Source organism: Microbacterium sp. Z12_35 (assembly GCF_058310475.1).
In genome coordinates this window covers 1-14,885 of record NZ_JBZEGJ010000004.1, presented here as the reverse complement: position 1 = coordinate 14,885, position 14,885 = coordinate 1, and the positions used below count along the sequence as shown (strand labels likewise).

Sequence of the window (14,885 nt, the reverse complement as noted above, 5' to 3'; positions counted from 1 at the left end):
AATGCCATGTGTCCGGCTGGGGTCACGTGGACGTAGCGCGGTTCGCCCAGGCCTGCGTGCGGGTTCACTCGGATCGGCTCACCGCACGTCAGGCACGGCCAAGGCTCAGGCATCGCTGGTTCCTCCCTCGATCCGGTCAGCCTCAGCGCGCAGCCACCCGAGCGGGCGACTGACGTCCGAAAGCGCCTGATCGATGCGGTCGGCGGCGTCTCGGAGCACCTGGGCGTCATGATCGGCCAGCGCGGCATCGAACTGAGCGCCGTAGAACTCCCGCTCAGAAGTAAGAGACCGGCCCACCATGTACTCGTCGAAGTTGCGGGTGTGGAGGGTGATGAAGTCAGCCCTGATCTCGTTCAAGCTGGGCGTCGGCTCGGTCATGTGTTCTCTCCTTCGGTAGATGTCCGGGCGGGGTTCTCCCAGATGAGTAGGGCGCATCCGAACGGGGGGCGGTCGCCCTTTGGTCCGATGACTGCGTCCGGTCGGCTGAATCGCATGCGTCCTCGCAGGAACTCCACGCGCAGCGGCGACCCTTCGCGGTCGCGGAACGGTTCGACATGGTCCTGCCACCAGCCCTGCTCGACCCGGTTCGCCGGGAGGAGCATGACGATGCCGCGTGTGTGCGGCCACTCCGCCCATGCCTTGGCGAGCCAGTCTCCGAGGTTGGAGTATGGCGGGTTGCACCAGACCCGTTCCCCGGCCCATGACTGGACGAGGCCGTCGTCGGCGCGGGTGTAGAACCGTTCGCACTTCGTGTTGTGCGGTGCCGCGGCGACGTCGAGGGTGAACGGCTGCCCGAAGCGCTCCTCGAGGCCGCGAACGAACCCGGACTCGGTGCCACGATCGTCCACCTCGTCGAGAGCGCCCCGCGCGTCGGTCTGCTGCGGGTGGTTCTGTGCTTTGAATCCGGCAAGCATCAGTCATCCTCCATGTGGTTGTGAGACAGCGCGATGGCGAGGGCGATCCAAAGCCCGGTGTTCGGGTCTTGCGTGACGGTCCATCCGGAACGGCGCGCAGGTTGCGTGCCGCCTTCTCCGCGAGTTTCTGCGCGAGCTGTTGAGCGAGGGCGCTGTACGGTTTGGTCATCGCTCCGACGCCTTCCTGTCCGCGTCCACGAACCCGGTTGCATACCCGGCCTTGAATCCCTGCTCGTAGGCACGGCGCGCGAACCGGAACGTCAGCCGCTCCCAAACGCCCCGTGGGCGGCTGTAGATCGCGTTGTGCATCGCTTCACGCATCCGCTCATGTCCGGTCATTCCGCTACCGCCTCACGCAGTAGGGAGTCCTCAGCGAGCCGCAGGAGGCCCAACTGGGTGGCGATGGGGATATCCCCGTCCACGATCACGTCGGTGAGCGTGTCGCCGTCAGCAGCGATGTCGTACGTGATCGTGATGCGTCCGATCTCGGTCATGTGTTCTCTCCTTCGGTAGATGTCCGGTAGCCGTAGCCCCGGCAGTGTTGGCAGGGGTGAGCTCCACGCGCGCACCATTCGGCCCGGCATCGTCCACCGGACCGGCGGCCCGTTCCTTTGCACTTCGGGCATGTCTCGCCTCTGCCGCTTCCTTCGCAGTGCGGGCACTTGATGCCGCCGCTGCGGATGACCTTCATTTCGATGTAGGTCAGTGGCGCCTTGTCGTCCGTCCGTGTATCCATCTCGTGCCGCAGCAGAGCAACCAGCCGGTCCCACTCGGGGAGAAGTCGGTCCCAGGTATCCGAACGGCCGGCCATGCGCTCTCGCAGCGCGTCGGTGGAGATCCCGGCCCGTTCGCAGTACCTGACGCACCGGAGAAGGTCGCTTGGATCCCACGGGTGGTCCCTGCCGGACCCCGCTATAGCCTGAGCGGAGAGGCCCATCTCGTAGCCGTACATCAGCGCTCACCGTCCTCTGGGATTGGAGCCTGAGCGTTCTTGAGCCACTGAATAGCCAGACTCAGGGCCCGGCGGTGGGAGACCGCGTATATGCCCTGCTCCATGGCGCGACCATGCTCATCCCACGTCGGGCGGCGGCGGAACCCGGCCCATAGCCCGCATCCACAGCGGCACTGCATCACGATCAACTTCGGGCGCGGTGTGCTCATGCTGCTGCCTTCTCTCGGATGTGGGCGGTCATCGGTCTGCCTGGCCGAACAGAGCCGGCTCGCGCTCCTGCATCTGCCTCTCGTAGAACTCGAGGTGGTCGCGCCGTTCGCGGCATTGCTGAGTGTCGAAGTCGTTCCAGCCGGCATCGACGCGGCACCCCGCACACATGCGGCGGGGGTCGTTGTGCCCGAAGGTGATGCCGCAGAACAGGATCACGAGGTTCGAGCGCCGGCCGTGAGCGTTTCTGGACGCTCCGACTGCTACGCGTCCGCATCCGTCGCATTGAACGACCCAGTTCGGGTCGGCCTGCACGATGCCGTGCACGTAGCCCTCGGCATCGGGTAGGAGGTTCTCGGCGTAGGTGATCTCACGTTTTGGTTCCTGCGGCGGGATCCCGCCGGGCCATGCCGCGATCTCCCTGCGGATCTCGGCGTCCCGGGCCTCGGCCCGCTTGAAGGTCTGCTTCCGGTGAGCGAAGGACGCATACCGGGTGGGCATCAGGCGGCCCAGGCGACTATGGAGCGGGAGATGGTGTAGCGGTCGACGGAGAGCTCGGAGCGGACGAGGGTGTCAACACCGCCGTCCGAGCCGATGGTGTAGTCGATCTCCTGGGCGATGAGCACGTCCTTGCCGTCGATCGCGATGACTTCTCCGCCGCCGAGGGTCTGGCCCTTGGACACGAGGATGATGCGCGTTCCGGCGGTGATGGTCTTGGAGGAGGTGTGCTTGCTCATGTCAATAAGTCTACTTTGTAGACGGTGGCGTGTCAACAAAGTAGACGGTAGAGTTGCAGTCATGAAGGCACTCACACAGCTCGAGCGAATCGCCCGCGACATCGAACGCCGGCCCGAACTCATCGAGCAAGCACGCCAGGAAGGTGCCACCTGGGAGCAGATCGCCGTCGCGCTCGGGATGAGTCGAGCCGGCGTGATCAAGCTCCACAACAAGCTCTGAGCACCTATCCAGAAGGACAGTCGGCCGGTCATGCCGCCACCTCGTCGGGTTCGGATCGCCGGTAGCAGCGCGCCTCCTTGTGTGTGCAGTTCGTCCACCCGTCCGGCCCACGGTGCGAGTGGGTGTCGCATTCGAAGTCGTGGGTGACCATGTCGTTGAACGCGATGTCCGCGCCGCAGCCGTTGCAGTGGACTCTCATCGGGAACCTCCGGTGTGGCAGGGGCATGTAACCCATGGGCGGGTGTCGGGGAGGACGCGGCACAGTTCGTCGCCGCCCCAGGCTTTGCCGGGATGGCACCGCGGACAGCGCCCGCAGAGCGGCGCGTCGAACGGTTGGGTGGGTGCGGTGCCGGCGGTGCTGACCTGTAGACGCTTCATGTGAGCCGTTCCTTCGCGATCTGGTCGATGTCGTCGGGTCTGTGGGTGAGGTCGGTGACGATCAGCTCGAACCGCGCGACGTCGCCGTGCTCGATACGGGGTGCGAGCTTCTGGCAGAACTCGTCCGTGTCGTCAGGTACGAGGTGTGCTGACGTGCCCCGGTTGGATGCGAGCGCGTCGGCGCACGCTTTCAGCAGTGGCCAGGCGTTGTCGGCGTCGCGGACCCGGTTGCCGGTGACGTACTGGATGAGCTCGACCTGCATGCGTTGTATCGTGGGGATGCGTGCGGAGCGGGCGAGCATAACGACGAGGTCCCGGACTTCGCGGGTTGACGTGTGTCGTGGGCGCCAGTGGCCGTGGTAGTTCCCGGACAGGCCCTTCGGGATGGACGCGTACGGGAGGGTGAGTGTCCACGTCATGCTGCGTCCCTGATCTCCATCTGGTCGTAGGACGGCAGTCCGAGTTCCTTGCGGATGCGGGTGACCGTGCGGCCGTCGCAGCCGGCATACGTGGCGATGCGCGAAGCGGACCACTTGCGGGCGTTGAGGCGGGTGACCACTTCACGGCGCTCGAGCGGTGACAGCTGGACCCGCTCCCCAGCGACCGCCGCTTCGATGCGGGCCGTGTCGAGACGGGTGAGGCTGTCCTCCACTTCGACGACCGCGGGTTCGGCGTCTGGCAGGTCGATTTCCTCGTCGTCCCAGCCGAGTGGGGGGACCCATCCGGCGCGGGCGGCGCGGTCTTTCGCGCGACGGATCTGGTGGGCGTGGTTCCTATCGCGGGGCACCGGGGGCTTGTCCCAGAGTGCGTCGTAGAGGTCGGCGACTTTCGCCCGGGTGGACTCGTGCACCCGGGCGTGGGTGAGGATGCGGGTCATGTACGCGGGGTGTGTGCCGATCCTGCGCGCGAGCTCGTGGCCGGTGTATCCGATGGCGATGAGTGCTTGCAGGCGGCGGACGGTGCCGGTGGAGTCGACCATGGCCGCGTCCGGCACGGGCCGGGCCTGTTCCGGGGTGACCGCGAGGAGCTTCGTTGCGGAGTCGGCCCGGATCCCTTTGCCGAGGGTGAGGGATGCACGGTTCACGGTGTGCACGGATACGCCTGCGGCTTCCGCGATCGCTTTCACCGGCCACCCTGAGGCGCGGAGCATGTTGACGTGGTCTCGGGCTTTGCCGGCGTCGATGAGTCCCTTGTGTCGGCCATACGCGATGTTGCGTCTGCGACGGTCGACCCTCACCCGGTGTGCTTCACGGCACTGCGAGCACCGGCACCCGTGGTTCCCCCAGCACGTCGCGTTCTCCCCGTGCTTGTGCTCCGGGGGGCAGGTGTTCACGCCTGCTCTCCGTGGTAGCCGGTGATCATTGCCCGCAACCGCACCTTCAGGTCGTCGAGGATGCTGTCGATCTGGCTCCCGACGAATCGCGGGTTGTCCCCGCTCTCTGAGCCTTCGAGCGTGACCTCGAGATGATCGGGACCGGTGTGGTTCTCCAGGAGGAGGGTGATCTTGACGCTCATGTCTGCGCGCCTCTCTGCCCGTGGGCATGACGAACGGAGCCCCCGACGTATCGGAGGCTCGATGAATGGGTGAGTGCTCTAGGCGGCGGCGTCAGCGGCGATAGCTGCGCACTTGTCGCACGGCAGCGGATAGTTCTGGTGCTCGGTGCAGTACGTGGTGGTGTTCCGGTACTCGGGTGCGGTCGGCTTCGCGGGGGCGTTGAGTGCGTCCCATTCGATGCGGGCTTTCTTGCATCCTGAGCAGGCGGTGTCGGTGCCTTCGGGGTGTCTCTTGCAGAACGGGGTGGGGGGCGACGTTTCGTCGCGTTGCCCCCCCTGATCCTCTGTTCCCCTGTTCCCCTGTTCCCCTGTTCCAGGCGCGAGGGTTTCGGGAGCCCTCCCGTAAGTGTCGCGAGCGACCTCTTCGGCGTACTCAAAACTGCCGTCTGGCCTGGGGAATCGACCCTTGCCTGGCTTGTCGATGCGCTGCCAGTCCTTCCAGCGGTCGATATACAGCAGTTCCTCGCCTCCCCGCTCGTATTGGATGATCAAACCGGCCGACGAGAGAGCAGAAATCGCTTCGGACAGCCTCGCGAGAGTGTCGCGAGGGTTGCTGGAAAGATCGCGAGGAAACACGTCGGCAGCGATAAGCGCGATGTCGTCTTTGCCGACCCCGTTGTCGTCCACATAGGACTCCAAGCCCTTGAGCACGAGCCGGGTTCCCCAGTCGAGGCGGCTGATGGTCTTGGACCGCCAGAACTCAGGTTTGATGGATCGGATGCGCATCGGGCACCTTGTCTCTCTTCGCCCTATTGCACGGTCGGCAGGCGAGCACGATGTTTTCTGCTGTCGTCGGTCCCCCCTTGAACTCCGGGAACACGTGATCGAACTCAAGCCCGGTGAGGGAGATGTGCGACCCGACCTTCCCCCTGTATGTCAGGGGCCACCAGATCTGACCGGGGGAACCGCAGTAGTGGCACTCTGCGTCGCTGGTAGACCCGGGTCGGGCTCCAACCCGCTCCACGACTTCGCGCTTCACGGGCCCCGGGATTGCGGCCTTGATGAAGTGGCCGCGATGGTCTGTCCTGCGTTGGATGTCGATCATCGTCTTCCCTCTCTTGTTCAGCAGGTGCATGGTGACCGCCCGCAGACGACGCACCGCACATCGGCCGGCGGGTCCGGGGCAAGCCACGGCGCACACGCCACATGGATGACGTTGTGGGCCTCGTCGTACGTCACGTTCTCGCCCCGCCTGATCCGCATCTCGCAGCCTCCGGGGCAGAGGCCTGTGGAGTCGAACATGGCACGGAAGCTCATGCTGCGTCGCCTCCCCACGGCAATGCGGGCTGCGCGAATCGGGTCTGAAGGGACAGGTCGAGGTACTCCCGGTTCAGATCGATTCCGATGTACTTCCGCCCCTCGAATGTCGCCACCTGGCCGGTGGTGCCGCTCCCGCTGAACGGGTCGAGCACGGTGTCGCCCGGTCGGCTGCCCGCGAGGACGCACGGGCGGATGAGTTCGGGCGGATACACGGCGAAGTGTGCCGCGGGGAACGGCACGGTGTTGACCGTCCAGACGTCCCGCTTGTTTTTCGTGCCACCCGTCAGGAACTCCCGGTAGTAACCCCCGAGCGCAGCTTTCGCTTCGTCCGCGAGCGCCTGCACTTCGGGGGCGTTCTTGCCATCACCTGACTGCACGCTCTTCGCCTTGCCTGCGTCATTCATCCCGACCGCACGGATCGCCGCGAAGTGCTGCTCAGTGAGCCCGTGTTCCTTGGCGAGTGCGAGCGCTCGGCGCAGCTGGGGCCGGCCCTCCCATGGCTCGTCCTGTCCGATGCCGCCCTTGCTGATGCTCTCGGGGCGAGCGAACCCGTTCCCAGACGACTGGCCGGTCGCGGTCTCCGCAATCGCGTCAGCGTCGTAGAAGTACCTCGGGGACTTGGCGAACAGGAACAGGTACTCATGGGCTTTCGTGGGCCGGTCCGTGACGGGCTCGGGCATCGGGGACGGCTTATGCCAGATGATGTCCGAGCGGAGAATCCACCCGTCCGCTTGGAGCCCGAAAGCGACTCGCCACGGAACGCCGACCAGATTCTTGGCCGGCAGACCTGTCGTGACCTTGCCGCGCCCGATGCCGGACTTCCCGTGCAGGCCCGCCGCATGCTTACCTCCCGACGATCCCCCCCACTTCCCATCGTTCGCGAAGCTGTCTCCGAGGTTCAGCCAGAGCGTCCCGTCGTCCGCCAGAACCCTCCTGAGTTCCCGGAACAGCGCGACCATGCCGTCGACGTACTCTTCGACGGTTTCCTCAGCGCCGTATTGGCCCTCTTCGCCGTAGTCGCGGAGCCCGTAGTACGGGGGCGACGTGACGATGGTCTGCACGGATGCGTCCGGCAGGGTGCGGGCGACGTCGAGCGCCTGACCGTGGTGCAGGACGATGTCACCGCCGTCGAAGTAGATGCTCGGTCCCGTCATGGTGTGATCCGTTCGAATAGTCCGTTGTCGAGCGCGTACCCGAACCCGTGGAGGGCGTGTTCGTATGGCACGTCGGTGGGGCGTGCGGTCCCGTTGCGGCGGACCAGCCAGCCGGTGTCGTACGCGAGCGCACGGTTCGACTCGATCTCCCCGTGACACCCGGTGGTGCCGCTGCCGCACAGGATCGCCCCGGCGGAGGCTGCATTGATCCACGCGGCCTTGGAGCCACCCATGCCTCGACCGACACGGTGATGAATGCTCCACGCCACGCCCCGCTCAAAGTGCGTCACCGGCTTGCCGCAGCGGGAGCAGCATCCGCGGTCGCGTTCGATGATCAGTGCCTCCGTCGCGGGCGAGAACCCGGTCGTCCGGGTCATTCCGGCACCGGGCGCGCGGCCCACTCGTCCACAGGCGCGGGCTGCTCAGTGTCGGCGAGGTCCTTCACCCGTTGGTCGTATGCGGCCTTGAGGCGTTCGATACCTGCGATGTCGGGTCCGACACGAGTCCATACCTTCGCCAGCTCGGCCGCGGTGGTGGAGTTGCCGATGGCGGTGACGGCACGGTCGACACGTTCCTGGGTGCGGGGTTTCGGTTCCGCACCGGTCGTGTCCGGTTGCACGGTCGCGTGGACCCGTTCGCCAGCACCGTCCTGCAGGCCGATGTCGCGCCACATCTGCTCGACCGTGAACCCGGGGAACTCCTTCGGGGCGGCGAGCTGGATGCGGGCCGACTTCACACCGGTCACCAGGAACCGTCCGCGTTCACGCATCTCGACCACCACTGCCGCGTCGAACACGAGCGACTTGTGCGCCTGCACCTTCCATTCCTTCGCGGTGGTCGGCTGCCCGTTCTCCATGACGGCGACGGAGTCGAGGCGGGCGGTGAGGATGGCCGGGCCGGTGTGTTCGCGGAGCGCGTCCATCACGTCCGCCCACTGGCCTGCGGCGACGTTCCACAGGTCCGCGCTGATCGTGTAGTCGCCGTTGGCGTTCTTCCTGCCCTTGGCGCGCTGGTTCGCGATCGATTGCATGTTGTCGCCGATGAGGTTCCACAGCCGCGTCATCGAGTCCACGACGATCAGCGTGGGCGTGCCCCCTTGCGGTTCGTTGACGGCCGCGGTGACGGCGTTGAGGATGCCCGGGTAGGTGCCGTCGTGTTCGACGATCTCGAAGTCCGCGCCGGGGATCAGCGCGTACTCGTCCGGGTCGTCCTCCCCGATGCCGATGTACAGGGTGCGTCCGATCATCGGTGACGCGGAGGCTTCAAGGGCGGCCCACGTCTTGCCCGCTTTCTCCCGCCCCGCGAGGAGCATGATCGGCCAGGACGGGACACCGGTCGGGCGTCTTGTGGTGATGGGCATGGGTTACTCCAGGAAGTCGAATTGGCAGTCGGTGCACACGCCTGCCGCGTACACGAGGGTTCGGGCGTCGCAGTGGGGGCAGTTCGCCCACACGCACGGGTTCTCCGCGAAGATCGGGTAGAACGTTGAGGTTCGGCCGGCGCGTAGCTCCCACACGGCCTCGTCGAGCGGGACCTGGTCCCAGGTGAGTTGCAGGCGGCGGGTCCACATGACGCCCGCGGTGAACGCTTCCCGTTGCGCGCCGCCCATGGTGGTGAGGGGCCGCCCGCCGGTGTTGCGTTCCCGGACGTACTCGTCCCACCCGTACCCGGGCAGGTACTTGAGCGCCCGGTGCTGGTTCACCTCCGCGGCAGTCATTGCCTCCCATGCGCCAGTCACGGTTCACGCTCCGCCGCGTCGGCGAGGTCCCCGATACGGGAGTCGTAGTCGAGGAGGACCGTGTCGCGTTGCTCCCGCAGCGCGGCAGCTTCCAGGAGCGCCTGGGCGATCTGGTCCTCGATGTGCCCGACGAGAGTGTCGCGTTCCGCGCGGAGGCGAGCGATACTCGCGTCGACACCCCGATTCACTTCGATCCAGTCGGCGCTCATCGGAGTCTCCAAACCTGTGCGGACGAACCGGTCCGGGTCGGGGCGCGCAACGGCTTCCCGTCGACCTCGACCTCCACGGCCTTGATCTCCTTGCGTGCGCTCCGTCCCCGGGAGGGGGTGAGCTTCGTGATCGCCCTACCGTCCGCGAGACGTTTCTCGTTGAGGGTGAGGATCATGTCGTCCGTGGCTGCACCGAGGACTTGGAGGATCGCCCGGACCTCAGCCTGGGACGCGGCGAGGTCGTTGCGGTCCGCCGCTTCGTGGGATGAGCTCGGATCGGTTCTCCGGGCTCTTGCGGTGTCCCCCACGGGGAAGATCATGGGAATGGTCATGGTTGCTCCGTCTCGGAGGTTGTGACGGGCACGCACATGTCAGCGATCCAGCTGACGTGGCGGCCGTTTTCGGTTCGGATGGTGACGGTGGGTCGGTCGGTGTATGCGATGACCTCGCCGGTGGCGAAGACCCCACCTCCGTTGAACTCGGCGCTCACGCGCTGGCGGGTCTCGACCCAGCCGATGTAGGTGTCTTCGGTCATGGCTGCCCCCTTTGGTGGGTATGGGAAGCCCGCGGCCACCTCCCCAAGGGGTGACCGCGGGCGGTATGGGGGTCAGATCGCAGCGTGCGGCTGAATGAGCGCCTCGGCGTGATCGCCGACCTTGATATAGACGGGGCCGACCTTTGTGCCGCTGCCCTCGGTGAACTTGATGAGGGCGCGGTGCGCGTCGACCCCGAGCGCGCGCACAGATGCGAGCAGATCGGGCGTGAACAGTGCCTCGGATGCGGTGGCTTCCTTGTCGCGCGCGGCGAAAATGAGGTTCATGACGGGCGGAAACTTGCCCTTAATAGCGGCTGTCGTGAAGGTGAGTTCGTCGGCGGCGGTCGCTTCCTTGTCCTCGCGGACCCGGATGGTCACGCGGCCCCCCTCCACTTCGATGACGACGGCTGGTGAGAACACGCCAGATCCCCGCGAGAACGCGCCGGCGTTCTTCTGGATCCACATGAGCGCCGTTCTGGGGAGGATGACCTCGAAGTCGTCCTCGTGGTCGCCAAGCAGGGTGAGCAGCACGGCGTGCACCCTGTAGCGGTCAGTGGTGACCACGCGCAGGTTGCCCTTCTCGATGGACAGATGCGCACCGGTGAGGGTCGGGGTTACGTCGTCCTTCGACGCGGCGGGAAGGACGGCGGTGGCGAGATACTTCGCCCGGTTCGCGTCCAGCATGATCTTGCTCACGGTTGCCTCCTCGGCGTTGGGTGGTCGGAACCGGGGGCGGGTTCCCCGTGCGGTCCTGCCGCTCGCGGGTGGTCCCACTCCAGACGGTCACCCGCCCCCGGAGATTGTTCGAGTGCCCCTGCGCGGTGATGCTCCGCGTCGACCGATTGCAGGCTCAGGGGCTGCCGCGATAACCCACGCGGCGAGGTTCCGGGTGACCAATCCCCAGCCAAAGGCGCTCTAACCCCGCGCCCGGTCCCGCGCCCCGTGGTGCAACGCGGAAGGTCGAAACTTGCGAATCCCTTCGAATTGGATTCCCCACCGCAGCAGTGCACCCCCTCCGTATAAATCGGGTGCAGCGCCAGCGTCCGCTTCGCGATGGTCGTTACCGCTCGCAGTCCTCATAGCCGGGAGTTGGAGTTCCTGGGCTGTCCCCGGTTCCCTTGCGGGCCTAGACGGGCTGTTACTCCTGCGAGTTCTGTTCAGTTGGGTGCGCCGGCACGCCCGAATCCGGGTATGCGGTGGCTGTGCCCAGGTCGCGTGTGACCGCGGCCAGGGCTGAGAAGGTGGGCCGTTACTCCTGCTTGCGTTCCCGCTCCCGGAGAAGCGCTCGGACTCGATCGCGGTCCTCTTGAGTCGGCTCGTCCCAGATGCCCCGATCGAGCCCGAGGGTGAACCCGTTCTGGTCGGTCACGTTCGGGAACCCGCCCCCCACAGGGACCAGGACTGTTTCCATGCCGTTGTCGAACCGGATGTGGGACTGCACCACCCCACCGAACCGGCCGTACGAATGCACATGCGGTGCGTGGTTCAGCTGGATCGGCTCGTTGAGGGCGACGGTGTTCGCGTTACGCATGGTCAGATCCCCACGTTCTTCGCGAGGTCGGCGTAGAACGCGTCCTGTGCGTCGAGTTCCTCATCCACGCAGGAGCAGTACGCGTCGGCCTCGTTCGGCTCCGCGTGCATGGCGCACGCGATCATCCAGCACCCGTAGAGGGCCATGAGCCCGAGGATCCATGCACCGCCCTGGAGGATGAAGTCGAGGCTGTTCATCCCGACACCGCCTCGGGGCGCTCAGCTGGGCGGGCGTCGAGCCAGCGCTGCAGTTCCGTGAGCTTGATGACGGGCTTGAAGTCGATGTACGACGGGACGAGTTCGTTGCGGTCGATGTGCTGACGGAGCTTGTCGACGGAGATGCCGACCATCGCGGCCGCTTCGGGGAGCGGCACCGCGAGCGGCTGGACTTTCGGTGGTGTCTTCATGCCGCACGCTCCGGGAACATCTCGGCGGGCGTGAGACCAGAAAGGCCACCCGCTCGCACGAAGTCGACGAGAAGCGCGTCGTTCGCGCGCAGCATGTCGAGATCGTGTGGGCGGGTGGCCTCATCGCGGGGGACCTTCGTCCCAGCGGTTCTCCTCGGATCGGTCATATCTGGAACATTACATGCCGGACCCGACCGATACAACCTAATCCGGAACTTTTCTGGTCAGATTTGGAAGATCACAGCGCTACTCTGGAACCATGCCTAAGAAGCGGAAGCCCCCCGAGACGTTCGACGAGTGGGTCGGAACGGTCATTGAGAACCACATGAACAAGCGCGGCATGCGCCAGGAAGACCTCGCCGCGGCTACGGGGATCGCCCCGACCCTCGTTGGTCGCAGCATCCGCGGCGCACGCGCCCTGTCCGTTAGCGAGTTCGAACTGATCGCCGGCGCGGTTGCGGCACCCACCAAACTCGAGTCCGCTGCGGCGACCATGCTGCAGGAAGCGTTGGACGAGTACGGCGGCATGGAGAAGTTCCTCGCCGAACACCCAGTGTCCGACCCTGCACCTACGGTCGACGAAATGGAACGGAAGCGCGCCGAGAAAGAGGCGCACTTCGTGGGGGAGGGGTGGGATGAGCGCTCATCGCCGCGCGCCGCAAACCACGACACTGAGAATGAGCAGTCGGAATCTGACGCTCCCTAGAGGTCGCGCATACGACCCGTGGGAGCACGCCGACCGGCTCGGCTTCGACGTGTTCGTGCGTCCGCTACGCACCGCGCATGGGCTGTGGCTCCCAGAGAGTGACACGATCCTCATTCACTCCCGGTTGCGGCCCGGCGCTCAACGGAACGTACTCGCCCACGAACTCGGTCACGCGGTGCTCGCGCACCCGGACGACAGGCCGAAGCACGAACGGCAGGCGGACCAGTTCGCCGCTCACCACCTCATCGACCCCGACGAACTCGCGGACCTGTACCGGTGGTGCCAGGACGAGCAACGGATCGTCGCGGAGCTCGGGGTGACTACGCGCCTATTTCGCGCGTTCGTTCTGTCTCAAGCTGCGTGAACAGCTCGGAGAACTGTTGCATCGCTGCGAAGAGGCGCTTCCGGTTGTGCGGTGACTTGTAGCCGCGGACCACAGCGCGGGTGGAGTGGCCGAAGATGTCCATCACGACGTCTTCGTGCACCCCCGCCTCGAGCATGAGGTCGACCGCGGTGTGCCGGCCGTCGTGCAGTCGGACGTTCTTCCCGATTCCGGCAGCGGTGAGGGACTCGCGCCAGTCCACGGATGCGATGTCGGGGCCGATGGGGCGCCCCTTGTGAGTGAACACGAGCCCCCACGGGTTATCGGGCGTGACCGCGATGTGCCGTTCGAGGATCTCTCGCAGCGGGTTGACGAGGGGGATGATCCGCCACGACTTCGAAGACTTCGGCCGGGTCAGGTACAGGCCACCGGTGAGGTGGCGGTACTCGTAGTCGGCGGGGACCTCCGGTTTCCCATCCTTGTCGGTGAGCGGCAGGCGGAGCAGCTGCCACGACAGGTCCAGGACGTCGGTCACACGGTCGCGTTCCAACCCGAGGACCTCCCCGCGGCGGGCACCGGACAGCAGCACCGTCGCGAGCCATGCGCCCTTCTGAACGTCGGTCGACGCGTACTCGAGCAGCTGCAGAGCTTCGGGAAGCTCGAGGGCCTCCAGCGCGGGCCGCGCTTTACGTGGGGGAGCGGTGAGGTTGGCGGGGTTCCGTCCGATCCGGCCTTCCCGGACGGCGATCTTCAGCGATACCGACAGGATGCGGTGCGCGAGAAGCGCGGTCGTGGACGAGAGCCCCTTCGCGAGGATCCCGTCGTGCACCCGGCGAATGTGGGCGGCGGTGAGCTTGTCGAGCTTCACCTTCCCGATCGACGGGATGATGTGGTTCTTGATCGTGCGCCGGTACCCGTCGAGCGTGTTCGGGCGAACCTCTTTCGCCGCGACCTGCTCAACCCAGTAGGTGAACCACTGCTCGACGGTCTGATTCTTCGTTGGGAGGTCGCCGCGGGTCGCGAGTTCCCCACGGAGCCGGTCGAGTTCGGTGAGCAGCTCAGCCTTGTTCTTCCGGCGCACCACCTTGCGTCGGCGGTCGCCATTCAGAGGGGGGAGTTCGACCGTGCCCGTCCAATACTTGAGCGGCTGCGACTTGTCCGCGGGCACACGGTAGACCGCGCCTTCCCCCTTACCGCGCACCGCTGGTTCCTCGCTCGATCCGGTCAGCCTCGGACTCAAGGAAATACTCAGGGTAGATGTAGTCGGGGATGGAGCCCACCATGACGCGGATGGAACCGTCGGCCTCGCGGTTCTCGTGGATGTAGCTGGCCGCAGCCCGTAGCGCGTCCGCCGCTGGCTGAGCGTCGTGAGCTTCGATGGCGCGCCGCGCAATCTCGGCCCAGAAGTCCTTCGGCGTGTACACGGCGGTCCCCATGAACCGGGCTGCCCCGCGCGCCTCGATTTCGGCGGCGATCTCCTGGCCGATCTCAGGAGTCGCGTCCTCCGGTTCGGCGGTCATCACTTGCTGCCGTTCGCGTGGTGAGCGCGTGCATAGGGTGCGGCCAGCGGACGTGCCTCCCATGTTCCGTTGGGCACGTTGAGCCGGGCAAAGTCGTTAGCCTCTGCGATCGACTCGAACGGTCCGATGTGCTGGGGCATGTTCTCGACATCCCATCGCACATCGAGGATGTATCCGTTGATGATCACGATTCGCCTCCTGGGTGGTTGTTCTGTCGCTGGGAAAGGTCCGGGCGGGGGCGCGAGGCCCCCGCCACTCGGGGTGTCCTTCTCCCGTGGGCGCTCCAGACTTGCTGGTTGATGACGCCTACGTGTTGGAAGCGTCGTGGTCTTCTACGGCTGATGCGCTTGAGCATCTGGGCGTTCCTTCCGGCCAAGGTTGGTGTAGCCGCCGGTGTAGCCGTAGAGATCTTCCCCTATCGGCCTCCATCGGTCATATCTGACACGTTACACGCCTGGATAGGTTCTGTACAGCGCTATTTCGACATCCGCCTCACAACTCATAATCGTGAGGTCGCGGGTTCAAGCCCCGCTCCTGCTACA

29 protein-coding genes are annotated in these 14,885 nt (G+C 65.9%); 3 read left to right on the top strand and 26 right to left on the bottom strand.

Annotation, left to right across the window (positions count from 1 at the left end):
* Positions 1-105: 105 nt before the first annotated feature.
* The 5 genes from AC4FS1_RS17525 to AC4FS1_RS17505 form a co-directional block, all read right to left on the bottom strand.
* Positions 106-378 carry a hypothetical protein gene (locus AC4FS1_RS17525; protein ID WP_491157128.1) on the bottom strand — a complete coding sequence of 91 codons (273 nt, stop codon included), beginning with the start codon at positions 376-378 and terminating at the stop codon, positions 106-108.
* Positions 375-914: a DNA N-6-adenine-methyltransferase gene (locus AC4FS1_RS17520; RefSeq protein ID WP_491157127.1), complete on the bottom strand. Its 540-nt coding sequence runs from the start codon at positions 912-914 to the stop codon at positions 375-377. Before AC4FS1_RS17520 ends, AC4FS1_RS17525 begins: the two co-directional genes overlap by 4 nt.
* A 335-nt stretch (positions 915-1,249) precedes the next feature.
* The gene (locus tag AC4FS1_RS17515) at positions 1,250-1,408 is read right to left on the bottom strand and encodes a hypothetical protein (protein WP_491157125.1); all 159 of its coding nucleotides are present in this window, start codon (positions 1,406-1,408) and stop codon (positions 1,250-1,252) included.
* A gap of 695 nt (positions 1,409-2,103) precedes the next feature.
* Positions 2,104-2,574, bottom strand: a complete 471-nt coding sequence (locus AC4FS1_RS17510) for a hypothetical protein (RefSeq protein WP_491157123.1) — start codon at positions 2,572-2,574, stop codon at positions 2,104-2,106.
* Positions 2,574-2,810, bottom strand: coding sequence for a hypothetical protein (locus AC4FS1_RS17505; protein WP_491157121.1), 237 nt, complete (start codon positions 2,808-2,810; stop codon positions 2,574-2,576). Before AC4FS1_RS17505 ends, AC4FS1_RS17510 begins: the two co-directional genes overlap by 1 nt.
* A gap of 61 nt (positions 2,811-2,871) precedes the next feature.
* On the opposite strand from AC4FS1_RS17505, the gene AC4FS1_RS17500 reads away from it, so the two are divergent.
* Positions 2,872-3,030, top strand: a complete 159-nt coding sequence (locus AC4FS1_RS17500) for a hypothetical protein (RefSeq protein ID WP_491157120.1) — start codon at positions 2,872-2,874, stop codon at positions 3,028-3,030.
* 28 nt (positions 3,031-3,058) lie between these two features.
* Here AC4FS1_RS17500 and AC4FS1_RS17495 read toward each other — a convergent pair whose 3' ends face one another.
* The 18 genes from AC4FS1_RS17495 to AC4FS1_RS17410 all read right to left on the bottom strand — a co-directional run bounded on the left by AC4FS1_RS17495 (position 3,059) and on the right by AC4FS1_RS17410 (position 11,962).
* A complete protein-coding gene (locus AC4FS1_RS17495; protein WP_491157118.1) occupies positions 3,059-3,229 on the bottom strand; it encodes a hypothetical protein in 171 nt (56 codons plus the stop codon).
* Between the two features lie 175 nt (positions 3,230-3,404).
* Entirely contained in the window at positions 3,405-3,827 is a 423-nt protein-coding gene (locus AC4FS1_RS17490) for a hypothetical protein (protein WP_491157116.1), read from the bottom strand.
* Positions 3,824-4,645 (bottom strand): hypothetical protein, encoded by an 822-nt coding sequence (locus tag AC4FS1_RS17485; RefSeq protein ID WP_491157114.1) that lies wholly within the window; start codon positions 4,643-4,645, stop codon positions 3,824-3,826. Before AC4FS1_RS17485 ends, AC4FS1_RS17490 begins: the two co-directional genes overlap by 4 nt.
* Before the next feature lie 92 nt (positions 4,646-4,737).
* Positions 4,738-4,923 (bottom strand): hypothetical protein, encoded by a 186-nt coding sequence (locus tag AC4FS1_RS17480; protein ID WP_491157113.1) that lies wholly within the window; start codon positions 4,921-4,923, stop codon positions 4,738-4,740.
* A 78-nt stretch (positions 4,924-5,001) separates the two neighbouring features.
* A complete protein-coding gene (locus AC4FS1_RS17475) occupies positions 5,002-5,688 on the bottom strand; it encodes a hypothetical protein (protein ID WP_491157112.1) in 687 nt (228 codons plus the stop codon).
* Positions 5,663-6,007 carry an HNH endonuclease gene (locus AC4FS1_RS17470; protein ID WP_491157198.1) on the bottom strand — a complete coding sequence of 115 codons (345 nt, stop codon included), beginning with the start codon at positions 6,005-6,007 and terminating at the stop codon, positions 5,663-5,665. Before AC4FS1_RS17470 ends, AC4FS1_RS17475 begins: the two co-directional genes overlap by 26 nt.
* Before the next feature lie 208 nt (positions 6,008-6,215).
* Complete coding sequence (locus tag AC4FS1_RS17465; protein ID WP_491157111.1) at positions 6,216-7,376, bottom strand: DNA-methyltransferase; 1,161 nt, start codon at positions 7,374-7,376, stop codon at positions 6,216-6,218.
* Complete coding sequence (locus tag AC4FS1_RS17460) at positions 7,373-7,753, bottom strand: HNH endonuclease (RefSeq protein WP_491157109.1); 381 nt, start codon at positions 7,751-7,753, stop codon at positions 7,373-7,375. Before AC4FS1_RS17460 ends, AC4FS1_RS17465 begins: the two co-directional genes overlap by 4 nt.
* A complete protein-coding gene (locus tag AC4FS1_RS17455; protein ID WP_491157108.1) occupies positions 7,750-8,736 on the bottom strand; it encodes an AAA family ATPase in 987 nt (328 codons plus the stop codon). The genes AC4FS1_RS17460 and AC4FS1_RS17455 overlap by 4 nt, the downstream gene beginning before the upstream one ends.
* 3 nt (positions 8,737-8,739) lie before the next feature.
* The gene (locus AC4FS1_RS17450) at positions 8,740-9,093 is read right to left on the bottom strand and encodes a hypothetical protein (protein WP_491157106.1); all 354 of its coding nucleotides are present in this window, start codon (positions 9,091-9,093) and stop codon (positions 8,740-8,742) included.
* A 17-nt stretch (positions 9,094-9,110) separates the two neighbouring features.
* The gene (locus tag AC4FS1_RS17445) at positions 9,111-9,323 is read right to left on the bottom strand and encodes a hypothetical protein (RefSeq protein ID WP_491157104.1); all 213 of its coding nucleotides are present in this window, start codon (positions 9,321-9,323) and stop codon (positions 9,111-9,113) included.
* Complete coding sequence (locus AC4FS1_RS17440; protein WP_491157102.1) at positions 9,320-9,655, bottom strand: hypothetical protein; 336 nt, start codon at positions 9,653-9,655, stop codon at positions 9,320-9,322. Before AC4FS1_RS17440 ends, AC4FS1_RS17445 begins: the two co-directional genes overlap by 4 nt.
* Positions 9,652-9,858: a hypothetical protein gene (locus AC4FS1_RS17435; RefSeq protein WP_491157100.1), complete on the bottom strand. Its 207-nt coding sequence runs from the start codon at positions 9,856-9,858 to the stop codon at positions 9,652-9,654. The genes AC4FS1_RS17440 and AC4FS1_RS17435 overlap by 4 nt, the downstream gene beginning before the upstream one ends.
* Positions 9,859-9,930: 72 nt before the next feature.
* On the bottom strand, positions 9,931-10,554 hold the full coding sequence (locus AC4FS1_RS17430; protein WP_491157098.1) for a DNA polymerase III subunit beta family protein: 624 nt from the start codon (positions 10,552-10,554) through the stop codon (positions 9,931-9,933).
* A 553-nt stretch (positions 10,555-11,107) separates the two neighbouring features.
* Complete coding sequence (locus AC4FS1_RS17425; protein ID WP_491157097.1) at positions 11,108-11,389, bottom strand: hypothetical protein; 282 nt, start codon at positions 11,387-11,389, stop codon at positions 11,108-11,110.
* 2 nt (positions 11,390-11,391) lie between these two features.
* The gene (locus AC4FS1_RS17420) at positions 11,392-11,586 is read right to left on the bottom strand and encodes a hypothetical protein (RefSeq protein WP_491157096.1); all 195 of its coding nucleotides are present in this window, start codon (positions 11,584-11,586) and stop codon (positions 11,392-11,394) included.
* On the bottom strand, positions 11,583-11,795 hold the full coding sequence (locus AC4FS1_RS17415) for a helix-turn-helix domain-containing protein (RefSeq protein WP_491157095.1): 213 nt from the start codon (positions 11,793-11,795) through the stop codon (positions 11,583-11,585). Before AC4FS1_RS17415 ends, AC4FS1_RS17420 begins: the two co-directional genes overlap by 4 nt.
* Positions 11,792-11,962: a hypothetical protein gene (locus AC4FS1_RS17410; protein ID WP_491157094.1), complete on the bottom strand. Its 171-nt coding sequence runs from the start codon at positions 11,960-11,962 to the stop codon at positions 11,792-11,794. The genes AC4FS1_RS17415 and AC4FS1_RS17410 overlap by 4 nt, the downstream gene beginning before the upstream one ends.
* Before the next feature lie 92 nt (positions 11,963-12,054).
* Here AC4FS1_RS17410 and AC4FS1_RS17405 point away from each other — a divergent pair, with 92 nt between their 5' ends.
* Positions 12,055-12,501, top strand: coding sequence for a helix-turn-helix domain-containing protein (locus AC4FS1_RS17405; protein ID WP_491157093.1), 447 nt, complete (start codon positions 12,055-12,057; stop codon positions 12,499-12,501).
* The gene (locus tag AC4FS1_RS17400; RefSeq protein ID WP_491157092.1) at positions 12,473-12,865 is read left to right on the top strand and encodes an ImmA/IrrE family metallo-endopeptidase; all 393 of its coding nucleotides are present in this window, start codon (positions 12,473-12,475) and stop codon (positions 12,863-12,865) included. The genes AC4FS1_RS17405 and AC4FS1_RS17400 overlap by 29 nt, the downstream gene beginning before the upstream one ends.
* Here the strand turns inward: AC4FS1_RS17400 and AC4FS1_RS17395 are convergent.
* The 3 genes from AC4FS1_RS17395 to AC4FS1_RS17385 are packed head-to-tail and all read right to left on the bottom strand — an operon-like array spanning position 12,822 to position 14,531.
* Positions 12,822-14,024 carry a tyrosine-type recombinase/integrase gene (locus AC4FS1_RS17395; RefSeq protein WP_491157091.1) on the bottom strand — a complete coding sequence of 401 codons (1,203 nt, stop codon included), beginning with the start codon at positions 14,022-14,024 and terminating at the stop codon, positions 12,822-12,824. The genes AC4FS1_RS17400 and AC4FS1_RS17395 overlap by 44 nt on opposite strands.
* Complete coding sequence (locus AC4FS1_RS17390) at positions 14,014-14,343, bottom strand: hypothetical protein (protein WP_491157090.1); 330 nt, start codon at positions 14,341-14,343, stop codon at positions 14,014-14,016. Before AC4FS1_RS17390 ends, AC4FS1_RS17395 begins: the two co-directional genes overlap by 11 nt.
* Positions 14,343-14,531, bottom strand: a complete 189-nt coding sequence (locus AC4FS1_RS17385) for a hypothetical protein (protein WP_491157088.1) — start codon at positions 14,529-14,531, stop codon at positions 14,343-14,345. Before AC4FS1_RS17385 ends, AC4FS1_RS17390 begins: the two co-directional genes overlap by 1 nt.
* Positions 14,532-14,885: the final 354 nt, after the last annotated feature.